Raw genomic sequence first — 14,535 nt, forward strand, 5'->3', positions numbered from 1 at the left:
ATTGACTGTCTACATAATGGGGGTAAGACCATTTCGTTAGCCCTTTATAAAAATAAGATATTAACTTTTTTAAGGCAATAAAGCTTACTTGAAATTGAATAAATTTTATATTAAATAGATTTCTGAGGCTACGCCTTTTATTCAATTTTAAAATCTTATTTATATAAATTGACATAAATATATGCTATAATCCTAAAGAAAATATTTTAAAGGGGAGATTCTATTTTGAATAAAGTTGATTTTAAAGGAAGCGTTGTTTTAAACCCTGTCCCTGTGGTTTTAATTACATCTAGAAATAAGGCTGGAAAAGATAATGTTTTTACAGTAGGCTGGACTGGAACAATCTGTACAAAACCTCCAATGCTTTCTATTTCTATTAGACCTGAAAGACTTTCTTATGAATACATATGTGAAACTATGGAGTTTATTGTTAATATGCCCTCTTCTGATATGGTTAAAGCAGTAGATTACTGTGGAGTTAAGCCTGGTAGAAAATTCGATAAAATAAAAGACATGGGATTTACAATGAAAGAAGGAACTAATGTTAATGTTGCTTATATCAACGAATGTCCTGTTACTATCGAATGTAAGGTTAAAGATATAGTAAAATTAGGCACACATGATATGTTTATCGCAGAAGTTGTAGGATCTCATATAAATAGTAATTTAATAGATGAAAAGGGGAAAATTCATTTTGAAAAGGGTGATTTAATTTCCTATTGTCATGGAGAATACTTTAAGCTTCCTCAAAATTCTATTGGATCCTTTGGATTCTCAGTTTCAAAAAAAATTACTGGCAATAAGAAATCAAAAGATAATAAACTAAATACTAATAAAAAATTAGATCAAAAATATAAAACTAATTCACCAAAGAAAAAGAAAGACTCTGATAATAACTTAAAATTAAACACTAAAAAAGGTCATAAGAATAAGTCAAAAAAAGTTACTAATTCACTAAAATCTAAAAAGAAAAGCAAATAACATTTTAATAATTTATTAAATTCATATTTGGTTAAATTTACATACAACATTCTTTCAATATAAATGCTTATTATTCCAGTAGATTCCTTGACATTAGCTAAAAATCTATCTATACTCTATAATGTTACAATGAATTAGATTCGGGGGATTAAGCTATGTTTATATTAACCTATACTATTAAATATGAAGAATTAGATGAAAAAATTGAAAAATTGCAAATTAATGATATTTTTAATGTATTTTATGAAAGTCCTTTGGAAATTACTACTGATGAATATGGATATGGCTATCTAGAAAAATCAGTTTCTACTATTGATATTAAAGTTTCTTATGAACTAGATAAAGATACCTTATCTTCATTTAAAGATACTGTTTCTTCTATTTTGGGAGCAGATTGTACAAATATTGAAGAAGTAAATTATAATTATGAAAATTATAACTTCCCTATGGTACATATAAATGATAATTGGGTTTTAGCTTCCCCTGATGAAGTTATTAATGATAAAAATACACATAAAATTTCTTTTATATCTCAAGGTGCATTTGGTACTGGATTACATGAAACAACAAAAGACTTATTAAATATTATTTTAACAGAAATTGATTTATGCAATAAATCAGTACTGGATATAGGCACTGGATCAGGAATTTTATCAGTTGCATCTGCTATTATCGGCGCATCAAAGGTTACTGCTTTAGATATACGAGATGTAAGAGAAGAAGTTGAATTAAATGCTTCATTAAATGGATTATATAATATTGAAGTTTTAGTTGGTAATGCACTAAATGAAGAAGTTAAGATAAATGATAAATATGATTGGATTTACATAAATATAGGTGGAGAAGAAACTGAATTGTTTATGAACTTTATAAAAGAACATTTATTATCCAATGGAAAACTTCTTGTATCTGGACTTGTGGAATGGAGTTTTGACAAAGTAAAATCCATAGTTGAAAGTCATGGATTTAAACTTGAAACAAAATATCAAACTAATGAATGGATAACAGCTATATTTAATTAAAAAAGGAAAAAGCCTATATACTTGAGATAAACTTTCGTATATAGGCTTAATTATAATTATTCATTTTTTATTTCTCATGAAGGTATTTGTATATGTTATAATTCGCTTTAACTTTATCTACATACTTCTTTGTTTCTGGGAATGGTATATAATCTAAATTTTCACCATCTTGTGAATACTCTTCATCACTTAGCCACTTATTAACATTTCCACTTCCACCATTATAAGCTGCTAATATCAAATCTAAATTTTCGTTAAATTCATTTTCTAAGTTTTTTAAATACCAACACCCCATTTTTATATTTAACTCTGGATCAAAAAGCATAGATGGCATAAAATAATTTATTCCAATTTCTTTTGCAGCCCATTCTCCTGTTGTATCCATAATCTGCATTAATCCTTTGGCATCTCTCTTTGAAACAGCTTCCTTATTAAAATTACTTTCTGTCTTAATAACTGCTAATACAAGATACGGATCTACTTCATATTCTTCACTATACTTATTTATATAATCGGCATATTTGTATGGATATACATAATTCTTCATTACTAATGTTATTCCAATATAAGCAATAAATACTGTAATTAGAATAGTCAAGATACGTTTAAACTTCATTACTTTCTCCTTACTTATTTAATTACCTTAAAAAAATCCACTACCTTATCAACTTGATTTTTAGTTTTTAATAAGTCACCATTATTATCAATAATAATGTGTGCATACTCCTTTTTCTTATCCAGAGATATTTGTGCATTTAGCCTATTTACAGCTTCATCTCTAGATAATCTATCTCTATTTTTTAATCTCATTATCTGAGTGTTATTATCTACCCATACTACAATTATATAATCCATATAATCATGGAGGTTATTTTCTATCAAAGTTGGGGCATCTAATATCACCATTAATTCTCCACTTTTTTCATACTTATCTAACGCTTCAAAAATTTCAGCTTTTATATATGGAATAATTATCTCTTCATATTTTTTTCTCTGTTTTGGAAATCTAAAAATATGATTTCCAAATTCTCTTCTTCTAAATTCCCCTCTCCAATCGAAAAAACCTGATCCAAATTCTATTTTTATCTTATCTAGAATTTCAGGGTATTTAATAAGGACATCTCTAGAGATTGTATCTGCATCTATTATTTTAAATCCTTTTTCACTAAGCATTTTTGATACAGTGCTTTTACCAGAACCAATTCCTCCTGTTAACCCTATCTTAATCATTTTCAGTTAAGCCCCCTTATTTAGCCTCATACCATGTTTTACCTATATTAGTATCTACTTCAAGAGGTACTTTCATATCTAAAACTTTTTCCATTTCATCTTTAACTATTTGTTTTACCTCTTCAAGTTCATTTTCTTTAACATTCAATATAAGCTCATCATGCACTTGTAAAATCATTGTACTTTTCAGCTCTTTTTCCTTTAATTTATTATAAACATTAACCATAGCTAGCTTAATTATGTCAGCTGCACTTCCTTGGATAGGAGCGTTCATCGCCAATCTTTCACCTAAAGCTTTCACTATTCTATTAGAAGATTTAATTTCTGGTATAAATCTTCTTCTATTTAAAATAGTTAGTACATATCCATTTTCTTTTGCTTCTTGCATTACACTATCTAGATATCCTTTTATCTTAGGATATCTTTCGAAATAAATCTCCATATATTCAGAAGCTTCTTTTTTAGTTATGTGTAAATCTTGTGAAAGACTAAAATCACTTATTCCATAAACTATCCCAAAGTTTACAGCCTTAGCTCTACTTCTCATTAGTGATGTAACATCCTCTATTGGCACTTTAAATACTTCAGATGCAGTTTTAGTGTGTATATCACTATGATGCTTAAATGCATCTATCATATTTTCATCATTTGACATATGAGCAAGAACTCTTAATTCTATTTGTGAATAGTCACAAGATAATAGAATGTCACCTTCTTCATCAGGTATAAATACCTTTCTTATCTCTCTTCCCATTTCATATTTTATAGGGATATTTTGAAGGTTAGGCTCTGTACTTGATAATCTTCCTGTAGTAGTTACAGTTTGATTAAAGCTTGAATGAATATGCCCATCACTGTCTATAACATTTTTTAATCCTTCCACATAAGTAGAATTAAGTTTTGTTATTTGTCTATAGTAAGTTATCTTTGGTATTATTTCATGTTTGTCTTGAAGCTTTTCTAAAACCTCAGCATTAGTTGAATAACCTGTTTTTGTCTTCTTAATTACAGGTAAATCTAATTTTTCAAAAAGTATTTTTCCTAATTGCTTTGGTGAGTTTATGTTAAATTCCTCTTCTGCCAAAGCAAATATTTCTTTTTCTGTTCTTGTAATCTCTTCTTTAAATTTTATTGCTAAGTCATCTAGCATATTTTCATTTATATTGAACCCTAAAGCTTCCATAGAAGAAAGAACAAATATTAATGGATGTTCAACTTTATAATAAAGTTTTTCCATTTTTTCCTCCTCTATTTTCTTCTTTAACAATTCATATATATCTCTTAGTTTAAAGTTTACCTTTCCTTCTAAGATTTCACCTTCTCCAGTAACATCTTCACCTAGATACTCATTTATTAATGTTAATAAATCATATGATGATCTAGCTGAATCTATTAAATAAGCCGCTATAGCAGTATCAAATTCAAATGCCTTTATGGATATATCTAGCTTATTTAATACTGTAACTAATGACTTTCCATCATGAATTATTTTAATTAATTCTTCATTTTCCATGATTTCCTTTAAAGCTATATTTGCTTCATCTTTATTAACACTATAAATATTCTTAAAATTAATTAAATATACTTTATCATCATTAGATAAATATATTTTACTTAGTTCTATTTCTGAGTATTTTGTACTATTTATAACATCATACGTTATATAGCACACCTTATCTAATGACTTTGATAAATTAAGTAATTCTTCTAAGTTATTTATAGTAATCAAATTTAAAGCTTCTTCAGTTACTTCTAAATCTTTATCTGATTTAGGAAGTTTATCAAACATCGACTTCATTTGCAGTTTAAAGAATAGTTTTCTTAATCCTTCTTTATCATATGATTCTTGACTTTTTATCTCATCTAAGTCAAATTCAATAGGTACTTCAGTTATTATAGTTGCTAGCTTTTTACTAAAAATAGCTTGCTCTCTAAAATTCTCTAGATTTTCTTTTAACTTTTTCCCACTAATATTATCTATATTATTTAATACCTCTTCTACAGAACCATAGGTTTGAATTAATTTATAAGCTGTTTTTTCTCCAACTCCCGGAACTCCAGGTATATTATCTGACTTATCGCCCATAAGACCTTTTACGTCTATAAATTGAGTTGGCGTTACTCCAAATTCTTCAATAAAAGTTTTATGGTCATATACCGCTGTTTCAGTAACACCTTTTTTTGTAATAACAACATTTATATTATCTGATGCCAACTGAAGAGCATCTCTATCTCCAGTAACTATGAAAACTTCAATGTCATTTTTTTCTGCATACTTTGCTAAAGAACCAATTATATCATCTGCTTCAAATCCATCAATTTCATATTTACTTATAGATAATAAATCTAAAAGCTCCTTTACTATAGGAAATTGCTCAGCAAGTTCAGGTGGCATTTTCTTTCTACCTGCTTTATATTCTTCATATTCTTTATGTCTAAAAGTTGGTCCCTTTTTATCAAAAGCTGCAACTATATAATCTGGTTTTAACTCTTCCTTCATTTTAAATAGCATATTTGTGAATCCATAAACTGCATTCGTATGAATTCCATCTGTAGTTGTTAACTCTGGAATCGCATAAAATGCTCTATTTAAAAGTGAGTTAGAATCTAATATCAATAATCTTTCCATATTTTCCTCCAAATTAAGGAGCTTACTCCTTAAATTTATGTTTATTATAAATTATACTATTTTTATAGTAACAAATCATTACATTTTAATTAATATATCTATTTGAATTAAAATCTATATCTAAAATATTAAAAAATACTTAAGTCTAATTCTTCTGATAAATCTTTAATTACATGTAATCCTGATATACTATTTCCTTTCTCATCTAATGATGGTCCATAAATACCTATTCCATATTTTCTTGGAACAGTGGCAAGAATACCTCCTCCTACCCCTGATTTTGCAGGAATTCCAACATGAACTGCAAACTCACCAGATGCATCATACATTCCACAAGTAACCATAATAGTTTTTACTATTCTACATACCTCTCTCGACATTACTCTTTCATTATTCCAAGGAATAACTCCATCATTAGCAAGGACTGATCCAAACCTAGCTAAATCCCTTGCAGACACTTCTATTGAACATTGCTTAAAATACAAATCTAATATTTCCTCTACATCACCATCTAATATACCACTACTCTTCATAAAATATGCTAAGGCCCTATTTCTATTTCCTGTTTCCTTTTCTGATAAGTACACTCTTTCATTTACTGATATACTTTCATTATTTGTAACAAGCCTTATAAAATCTAATATTTTTTGAAACTTTTCATTAACATCTTTACCATCTATTAATGATGTTGTAACTATAGCCCCAGCATTTATCATAGGATTATATGGTCTTCCTGTATCTCTAACCTCAAGGTTTACTATTGAATTAAATCCCATTCCAGTTGGCTCCACATTAACCTTCTTAAAGACATTATGTCTTCCGTTATCTCTAAGTGCTAAAATTAATGTAACAACTTTTGATATACTTTGAATAGTAAACTTCTTATCACATTCTCCTGAATAATATTCCTTTCCATTTAAATCAACTACACATATTCCTAAATCATCAGGATTTGCCTCTGATAATGCTGGAATATATGCTGCGAGTTTACCATTACTTCCATATTTTCTATTTTTATCAACTAATGTATCTAACAACTTAAACATTTATATCACCTCATGCTATCTTTTGTTTTATGTTAAATCCTTTTCCCCCACATCTAAGTATTTCTATTATATTAATAATTATTATTATACACAAGGGAATTTATACCTCTATATTTTTAACTAGACTATTTTTCTATATTATGTAAAAATAAATAATATAAATTATAATTGAGGTGATTTCATGGATATGAAAAATATGTTATTAAAGTATGCAACTCTAGCAGTAAAAAAGGGTGTTAATTTGCAAAAAGACCAGGTTTTACTTGTTAATTCACCAGTAGAATGTATAGATTTTGCAAGAGCTATTGCAGAAGTTGCTTACACAGAAGGCGCTAAAGAAGTCGTTGTTCATTATGGAGATCAAAAATTACAAAGACTTAAACTTGAATATGCATCAATAGATACATTAAAAGAGGTACCAAATTGGATAGCTGAATCATATAACTCTTATGCTAGAGAAGGCTGTGCAGTTATTTCTATTTCTGCCTCAGACCCAGATGCTTATAAAGATATTCCTATGGAAAAAATATCAACCTTTCAAAAACATCGTCAATTAGCTTTAAAAGAATACTATGATTATTCAATGGCAAACAAGATACGTTGGACTGTAGTATCTGTCCCAACTGAGGCATGGGCATTAAAAGTATTTAAAAATTCTAATTCTGAAGAAGCTGTATCAAAACTTTGGGATGTAATATTTGATGTAGTAAGATTAAATAATGATGATCCAATCAAATCCTGGGAAAAGCATAACAATAATATAGCTAAAAAACTAGAATTTTTAAATTCCAATAAACTTCAAAAAATTCATTATAAAAATTCTAAGGGTACTGATTTAACTATAGAACTTCCTAAAGATCATATTTGGCTTGGAGGCTCAGAAAAATGTACTTCAGGTATAGAATTTAATGCTAATATGCCAACTGAAGAAGTTTATACTCTTCCTAAAAAGAATGGAGTTAATGGAACTGTTACTTCCTCAAAACCTTTAAGCTATGGAGGTAATCTAATAGATAACTTCTCTCTTACATTTAAAGATGGAAAAGTAATTGATTTTGCCGCTGAAGAAGGCTACGAATCATTAAAAGAATTATTATCTAGCGATGAAGGAGCTAGTTATTTAGGAGAAGTGGCATTAGTTCCTTTTGATTCACCTATTTCAAATTCAAATTTGATTTTTTACAATACATTATTTGATGAAAATGCAGCTTGCCATTTAGCCTTTGGTAAAGCTTATCCAACTTGTATAGTTAATGGAGAAAATCTAAACAATGAAGAACTTGCGGCTAAAGGTGCAAATGATTCAATAATTCATGTTGATTTTATGATTGGAACAGATGATTTAGATATAACAGGACATACTTATGATAACACTGAAATTAAAATATTTAACTCAGGAAACTGGGCATTTTAGTTCTTCTTAATATTTCAAAACCTTTAATCATATATTAGTACATATTGAAGTATTTTACTTTATATATATTAATTACTTAAATTTGTTTATACTATGAAAATATTGTATATACTATATCTATGGGAGGGGTTTGTTATGTTATTAAAGGAGGAAAAAATGGTTAAAGTTTTAGTATTAGGTGGAAGTGGATTTGTTTCTGAATCTCTTGCAACCTATTTAATTAATCGTGGCTATGATATTGATATTTTAACTAGAGGCTTAAGAAAGGTAAATTATTCAGGATACAAAGATCATATTATTTGTGATAGGAAAAATACAGAAGCTCTAAAAAATGCTTTAGCTAATAAGAAATATGATGTGATATTTGATATTTCCGCTTACTCAAAAGATGATGTTGAAATTTTATTTTCATGTATTAATCCATCTTCTTTAAAACGATATATTTTCTGTTCATCTGCAGCAGTATATATTCCAAGTGCTGAAAATATTAAAGAAGATGCTAATAAAGGAGAAAATTCTACTTGGGGTAGTTATGGATATAATAAATTGCAGGCTGAACATTATATAAATGAATTAATAAAAAATAAAGGGTTACATGCAACAATATTTAGACCTAGCTATATTTATGGTGAAGGAAATGATTTATATAGAGAATGTTTTTTCTTTGATAAAATAAAAAATGATGAGGTTATATTAGTTCCAGAAGATGATGTTAAAGTTCAATTTATTCATATTCAAGATTTAGTTAAGGCATTTGAATGTGCAATATATAATGATAATGATAATAGATCATATAATTTAACTAGCCCTGATTTATATTCTTGGGATGAAGTAATTAAATCCTGTGCATCTATTTTAAATAAATAAGCTAAAATAAAAAAAATTCCTTTATCTAATTCAGAAGTTAAAAGTTACTTCCCTTTTAGAAGCGCTAACTTTAATTTAAATATAATGGATCTTAGAGAAAATGGATTCCATTTACCAGTTATATATTTAAAAGAAGGATTAGAAATGTCATATAAATGGTATCTTAATAAAAAGCCTTTTTACCAAGACTCTAAACTTATGAAAGCATTATAGTAAAAATAATTTGTCTCAAAACTATAATTTACTAGTTAATCTTTTACTTTATAAAGTAAAAGATTAACTTTTTTATTGCAATAAAGCTCACTTGAAATTTAATAAATTTTATATTAAATAGATTTCTGATACTGTGACTTTTTGTTTATTATTATAACTTATTTGACCTCGCTATAAATAAAGTTATTAGTTTTATAAATAACTATCTAAAGATATAATTTTTATTCTATTTCATTTTTAGAATCATTATTTCTTCCATCTCTTCTTTCTAATTCTTTTTCTAATACTTCCTTTATACCCTCCATTTTAGCTTTTAATTTTTTCTTTGCATTAAATTTTTGAAATAATACCGTTAAAGATGATGTGAATCCCATCATTTCTTGTGTTTCACTTAACAATATCTCTGTAGAATTCGAATCTATTTCTTTAAATTCATATTTTGAAATATATTTATCATTACTTATTATATTAGTTACTTCATATAACTTATTTTTTTCATATCCAGTTATACTAGTTTCCATTTCAATTTTTTGTTTTCCAACATATTTTATTACTTTTTTATAACTTACTTCTGTTGGATTTTTATCATTAAATTTAGGCATTTCTCTTTTATTTAAATCAATAAACACTTTAAATACTCTTTCTATTGGATAATCTAAATTTATACTTATATTATAATTACTCATGATAGTCCCCCTAATATTTATATTTCTACTCTTATTATTACATCTTTTCAAATAAATTTCTATAAAAAAATAAAAGGATTACATCCTTTTATTTTTTTATAGAAATCAACTTTTATCTTCAGACCTTGCTTTGTTTTTTCCAAGTTTTCTAGATTCCTTAGAATACCCTACTTCATCAGCAGTTTCCATTTGCATTTTTTTTAGTTCTGTTCTAGTTTTTTGCCCTGCCTTTTTATTTTTTTTAGAATTCTTATTATTTTTATGTGCCATATAAAAACACCTCCTATCTTATATATTTTTAAGATATTAACGTGTTTTTATGCTAAGTAATAACTAGAAATTTTAATTATTCTTCATATATGATATTATCGCAATTTTCTTTTACTTTCTCTAAGTCAGTTGCTGATTTTACCGTCCATCCTAATATAGGAATATTTCTATTACGTTGAAATTTAACTACAGCTTTTGGTAAATAATCAACTTCATAGGCTATAAAAGCTGGTTTACTTTCAAAATTTAAAAGCAAGTTTCTTAATACAAGCTTTTTATATCCTGGCAAATCAGAATCATCAAAAGATCCAGATAATTGTCCCCTAGGTATTTCTGGTGAATTCTTTTTAAACCATGATAAAACAAATGGATTAAAAGCCTGAATAGCAATATCTCCCTTATAATCCTTTATTATATTATAAACTTCACTTTCAAGTATTCCAACTTTATCCTCATTTTTTATTTCAATAAGCACTGGAACTTTTCCATCTATAAGCTCCAAAACCTCATTTAACGTAGGAATAACTTCATTTGTATTTAAAAGTTTTAAGTCTAAAATATCTATATAATCTAACTCATTTATATTTTTATTTGATTCTGTCATTCTTTCTAAATTATAATCATGAAACACAACAACTTTGTTATCTTTAGTTAACTGCACATCTAATTCTATAGCAACATTTTCATTGATAGAATTTTCAAATGCTTTTAAAGAGTTTTCAGGTATATCCTCATTATTATGTAGACCTCTATGAGATATTTTAGTATTCTTAATCCATTCTAAGCTTCCATCTTCTATTGGCGTTGCTTTAGTTAATAAAAATAAACTTATTAAACATAATAATACTATTCCTAAAACAATAGACGAAATTACAATTATTTTTTTCTTCATAACTCTTCTCCTCATATTCAACTTTAAACCCATTAATTACCACAATAAAATTATATCATTTAAAATTCTAAAAAACAGTAGCTGCCTAAAAATATAGACAGCTTATAGTACTATTCTTTATTTATTTTTATAAAAATCCTCTAACCTTATTCTTATTTGCTTTATAAAATCATAAGAATTAGTTACTGTAATGTCTTCTAAATGTGATAGAAGTGCTAAATCTTTTGTCATATATCCTTCATTAATTGTTCTTATAGATGCCTCTTCTAGTTTATTTGAAAACTCTACCAGATCATTTAAGTTATCTAGTTCTCCCCTTTTTCTTAATGCACCTGACCAAGCAAATATTGTTGCTATAGAATTAGTAGATGTTTCTTCTCCTGCTAGATGGTTGTAATAATGTCTTTGTACAGTTCCATGTGCCGCTTCATATTCATAATATCCTTCTGGTGAAACTAATACAGAAGTCATCATTGCAAGAGATCCAAAAGCTGTTGCAACCATATCACTCATAACATCACCATCATAGTTTTTGCATGCCCATATGTACCCTCCTTTTGACTTTATCACTCTTGCTATTGCATCATCAATTAATGTATAAAAATATTCTATATTAAGCTCTTCAAATTTCTCTTTATACTCTTTGTCAAATATATCTTGAAATATATCCTTAAAAGTATGATCATATTTTTTAGAAATAGTATCCTTTGATGCAAACCATAAATCTTGCTTTGTATCAACTGCAAAGTTAAAGCAACTTCTAGCAAAACTTTCTATAGATTTATCTAAATTATGCATTCCTAAAACTACTCCGTTACCATCAAAATTATGGATAAGCTCTCTAGTCTCTTGTCCAGATCCATTAGTAAAAACTAGTTCTACTTTTCCCTTCTCTTCAATCTTCATTTCTACATCCCTATATACATCTCCATAAGCATGTCTTGCTATAGTTATAGGTTCTTTCCATGTTCTCACATAAGGTTTTATAGAATCTATTATTATAGGTGCTCTAAAAACTGTACCATCTAAAATAGCTCTTATAGTTCCATTAGGACTTTTCCACATTTCCTTTAAATTATATTCTTTAACTCTTTCTGCATTAGGTGTAATTGTAGCACACTTTACTCCTACACCATATTTCTTTATTGCTTCTGCAGCTTCTACAGTAATATAATCATTAGTCCTATTTCTATACTCTAATCCTAAATCATAATATTCTGTCTTTAAATCAATAAATGGATTTAACAATTCATCCTTTATCATCCCCCATAGAATCCTTGTCATTTCATCTCCATCAATTTCAACCAATGGTGTTGTCATCCTTATTTTGCTCATGTTTAGCCCCCCAGTATTTAATTTTTAATAAGCTAATTATACATTATAAGTTAGTTTTTTACAATTAAGTTTATTTTTTATGTCTATTTATATAGAATATTTATTTTCTTTAAACAATTAATAATTCAAATACTTTATAATAAATAAAAAATCTGATACTAATCTATTTATAATTTTTAGTATCAGATTATTATTTTATTTAATCTTTATTTTTAAAAGAAAATTGATATTAATACTATAGCAAATATTATCTGACAAACTCCTACTGCTCCTCCATATAACATTGCTTTTGGCCCTTCTTTTATTAAGTCATTTATTTTAACTCTCATTCCTATTCCTGCTAATGCTATAATTTCAAAATTACTGCTAATCCATTTAAACATAGAAGATATAACTTGCGGTACAACCCCTATAGTGTATAATATACAAATTATAAAGAATCCATTTATGAACCATGGAATATTAATTTTTCTCTTTTTGCTTACCTTTCCATTATTCTTATTTTCTTCTTTACTAACATCAGTATTTGATTCTTTCTTAGTAGAAGACTCTTTAGATAAATCTATTTTTTCAAAAACTAATACAACTGCTACTAATAATATTATTCTTATAATTTTAAATACTGTTGCTAATTTTACAACATCATCTGAAACAAATTTTGCTGAGCCTATTACTTGACCTACTGATTGTAATATCCCTCCCATCATTGCTGATGTTTGAAGTGTTTCATTCTTATATAATGCTGCAGTTATAAACGGAAGTAAAATCATTAAAATAGTTCCTATAACATTTACTATTGTTATAGATATTACTTTATCCGAATCATCAGCATCTATTACTGGAGCTGTTGCACCTATTGCAGAGGATCCACAAACTGCATTTCCTGATGACATAAGCAAGCAATATTTTCTATTAAATCTAAGCTTTCTTCCTATCCAATATGTTATGCTAATTGTTAAAGTCATTTGTAAAATAACAAATATAAGTCCATTAAATCCAAGGCCTAATATCTCACCTAAATTTAAATTAGCCCCCATAAGAACTATAGAATAATTTAAAAGGTCCTTTTCTGCAAATTTAGTACCATTATCATATTTGTTCCCCTTAAATATTGTATTTCCTACTATTATACCTATAAATATAGCAAAACTTGCAGCTCCTATCGTAGAAAATCTTTTCCCTAATATTTCTGAAATAATACCTATAATTAAACAAATTATCAATCCAGGTAATATACTCTTTAATTTTTTCACTATATATTCACCTCAAACTCTATAAATTTAAATTATCTTTCTTACGATCTTATTATAGATATTATTTACTTAAAGGTGAAATACTATTATTTTATTATTATAATAACTATTTGCTTATATGTATTTTTTATCTCTTGTGTATTCTATAAACATTTTCATATTATTAGAGAGAAATTTATCTTTATGCATGATTAAATATAAATTTCTTTCAATTTTGCCTTCTTCAAGTCTAAAAGAAAATAGCTTACCTGCTTTAATTTGCTGGTCTACAACCCTATGTGAAACACAGCCTATTCCTAAATTTGCTTCTACAGTTCTTTTTATTGCTTCTGTATTACCTAATTCTAAAAAAGTGTTAAACTTTATTTTATTTTTCTTTAGAAATAATTCTGTATGTTCCCTCGTTCCACTTCCTACTTCTCGCATAATTAGTTTTTGATCTTCTAGCATTTTTCCTGTTACTATTGTTGAATATCTTAATTCATTTTCATCCCCACAAATAAATATCAATTCATCTTTCCATTCAATTTCTCTTAATATTTCATCTGAATGGATTTCTCCTTCTACAAATGCAAAATCCACTTTATTTTCTAATATTAATTTTTCAATATTTTTTGTATTTTCGATTATTAAGGATATTTCTATATCTCTAAACTTACTAGAAAAATCCTTAATTATTTCTGGAAGTATATATATC

General features: G+C 27.1%; 13 protein-coding genes and 1 pseudogene. 4 read left to right on the forward strand and 10 right to left on the reverse strand.

All coding sequences use genetic code 11. The features are described from left to right. Positions 1 to 225: 225 nt before the first annotated feature. Together J7M87_RS20155 and J7M87_RS20160 are read left to right on the forward strand one after the other, a co-directional pair. A pseudogene (locus J7M87_RS20155) lies at positions 226 to 795 on the forward strand (flavin reductase family protein); the annotation flags it as partial. A gap of 341 nt (positions 796 to 1,136) precedes the next feature. Continuing rightward, the gene (locus J7M87_RS20160; protein ID WP_291654016.1) at positions 1,137 to 2,003 is read left to right on the forward strand and encodes a 50S ribosomal protein L11 methyltransferase; all 867 of its coding nucleotides are present in this window, start codon (positions 1,137 to 1,139) and stop codon (positions 2,001 to 2,003) included. Positions 2,004 to 2,070: 67 nt separating this feature from the next. Here J7M87_RS20160 and J7M87_RS20165 read toward each other — a convergent pair whose 3' ends face one another. The 4 genes from J7M87_RS20165 to glsA all read right to left on the reverse strand — a co-directional run bounded on the left by J7M87_RS20165 (position 2,071) and on the right by glsA (position 6,908). Further along, on the reverse strand, positions 2,071 to 2,619 hold the full coding sequence (locus tag J7M87_RS20165; RefSeq protein ID WP_291654018.1) for a lytic transglycosylase domain-containing protein: 549 nt from the start codon (positions 2,617 to 2,619) through the stop codon (positions 2,071 to 2,073). 14 nt (positions 2,620 to 2,633) lie between these two features. Further along, positions 2,634 to 3,233: a dephospho-CoA kinase gene (gene coaE / locus J7M87_RS20170; RefSeq protein ID WP_291654020.1), complete on the reverse strand. Its 600-nt coding sequence runs from the start codon at positions 3,231 to 3,233 to the stop codon at positions 2,634 to 2,636. 16 nt (positions 3,234 to 3,249) lie between these two features. Further along, positions 3,250 to 5,862: a DNA polymerase I gene (gene polA, locus J7M87_RS20175; RefSeq protein WP_291654022.1), complete on the reverse strand. Its 2,613-nt coding sequence runs from the start codon at positions 5,860 to 5,862 to the stop codon at positions 3,250 to 3,252. 128 nt (positions 5,863 to 5,990) lie between these two features. Continuing rightward, the gene (gene glsA, locus J7M87_RS20180; RefSeq protein WP_291654024.1) at positions 5,991 to 6,908 is read right to left on the reverse strand and encodes a glutaminase A; all 918 of its coding nucleotides are present in this window, start codon (positions 6,906 to 6,908) and stop codon (positions 5,991 to 5,993) included. Between the two features lie 181 nt (positions 6,909 to 7,089). Here glsA and J7M87_RS20185 point away from each other — a divergent pair, with 181 nt between their 5' ends. Both J7M87_RS20185 and J7M87_RS20190 read left to right on the forward strand, forming a co-directional pair. Beyond that, entirely contained in the window at positions 7,090 to 8,322 is a 1,233-nt protein-coding gene (locus J7M87_RS20185) for an aminopeptidase (RefSeq protein WP_291654026.1), read from the forward strand. Between the two features lie 135 nt (positions 8,323 to 8,457). Then, positions 8,458 to 9,189: an NAD-dependent epimerase/dehydratase family protein gene (locus J7M87_RS20190; RefSeq protein WP_291654028.1), complete on the forward strand. Its 732-nt coding sequence runs from the start codon at positions 8,458 to 8,460 to the stop codon at positions 9,187 to 9,189. Positions 9,190 to 9,623: 434 nt separating this feature from the next. Here J7M87_RS20190 and J7M87_RS20195 read toward each other — a convergent pair whose 3' ends face one another. The 6 genes from J7M87_RS20195 to J7M87_RS20220 form a co-directional block, all read right to left on the reverse strand. After that, positions 9,624 to 10,088: a DUF3284 domain-containing protein gene (locus tag J7M87_RS20195; protein ID WP_291654029.1), complete on the reverse strand. Its 465-nt coding sequence runs from the start codon at positions 10,086 to 10,088 to the stop codon at positions 9,624 to 9,626. A gap of 105 nt (positions 10,089 to 10,193) precedes the next feature. After that, on the reverse strand, positions 10,194 to 10,358 hold the full coding sequence (locus J7M87_RS20200) for a small, acid-soluble spore protein, alpha/beta type (protein ID WP_291654031.1): 165 nt from the start codon (positions 10,356 to 10,358) through the stop codon (positions 10,194 to 10,196). A 76-nt stretch (positions 10,359 to 10,434) separates the two neighbouring features. Beyond that, a complete protein-coding gene (locus J7M87_RS20205; protein WP_291654033.1) occupies positions 10,435 to 11,250 on the reverse strand; it encodes a glycerophosphodiester phosphodiesterase in 816 nt (271 codons plus the stop codon). A gap of 117 nt (positions 11,251 to 11,367) precedes the next feature. Beyond that, complete coding sequence (locus tag J7M87_RS20210) at positions 11,368 to 12,585, reverse strand: NADP-dependent isocitrate dehydrogenase (RefSeq protein WP_291654035.1); 1,218 nt, start codon at positions 12,583 to 12,585, stop codon at positions 11,368 to 11,370. A 212-nt stretch (positions 12,586 to 12,797) separates the two neighbouring features. Continuing rightward, on the reverse strand, positions 12,798 to 13,841 hold the full coding sequence (locus tag J7M87_RS20215; RefSeq protein WP_291654039.1) for a putative sulfate exporter family transporter: 1,044 nt from the start codon (positions 13,839 to 13,841) through the stop codon (positions 12,798 to 12,800). Positions 13,842 to 13,952: 111 nt separating this feature from the next. Continuing rightward, on the reverse strand, positions 13,953 to 14,535 hold a 583-nt coding region (locus J7M87_RS20220; protein ID WP_291654037.1), incomplete at its 5' end, for a LysR substrate-binding domain-containing protein.

It is taken from the genome of Clostridium sp. (assembly GCF_017888565.1).
Classification (GTDB): Bacteria; Bacillota; Clostridia; order Clostridiales; family Clostridiaceae; genus Clostridium.

What these genes read in the sequence shown, in the direction of transcription:
- J7M87_RS20165 (WP_291654018.1), bottom strand. Translation starts at nt 2,619, where the DNA reads ATGAAGTTTAAACGTATCTTGACTATTCTAATTACAGTATTTATTGCT.
- J7M87_RS20195 (WP_291654029.1), bottom strand. Translation starts at nt 10,088, where the DNA reads ATGAGTAATTATAATATAAGTATAAATTTAGATTATCCAATAGAAAGA.
- polA (WP_291654022.1), bottom strand. Translation starts at nt 5,862, where the DNA reads ATGGAAAGATTATTGATATTAGATTCTAACTCACTTTTAAATAGAGCA.
- glsA (WP_291654024.1), bottom strand. Translation starts at nt 6,908, where the DNA reads ATGTTTAAGTTGTTAGATACATTAGTTGATAAAAATAGAAAATATGGA.
- J7M87_RS20210 (WP_291654035.1), bottom strand. Translation starts at nt 12,585, where the DNA reads ATGAGCAAAATAAGGATGACAACACCATTGGTTGAAATTGATGGAGAT.
- J7M87_RS20205 (WP_291654033.1), bottom strand. Translation starts at nt 11,250, where the DNA reads ATGAAGAAAAAAATAATTGTAATTTCGTCTATTGTTTTAGGAATAGTA.
- J7M87_RS20185 (WP_291654026.1), top strand. Translation starts at nt 7,090, where the DNA reads ATGGATATGAAAAATATGTTATTAAAGTATGCAACTCTAGCAGTAAAA.
- J7M87_RS20200 (WP_291654031.1), bottom strand. Translation starts at nt 10,358, where the DNA reads ATGGCACATAAAAATAATAAGAATTCTAAAAAAAATAAAAAGGCAGGG.
- J7M87_RS20190 (WP_291654028.1), top strand. Translation starts at nt 8,458, where the DNA reads ATGTTATTAAAGGAGGAAAAAATGGTTAAAGTTTTAGTATTAGGTGGA.
- J7M87_RS20160 (WP_291654016.1), top strand. Translation starts at nt 1,137, where the DNA reads ATGTTTATATTAACCTATACTATTAAATATGAAGAATTAGATGAAAAA.
- coaE (WP_291654020.1), bottom strand. Translation starts at nt 3,233, where the DNA reads ATGATTAAGATAGGGTTAACAGGAGGAATTGGTTCTGGTAAAAGCACT.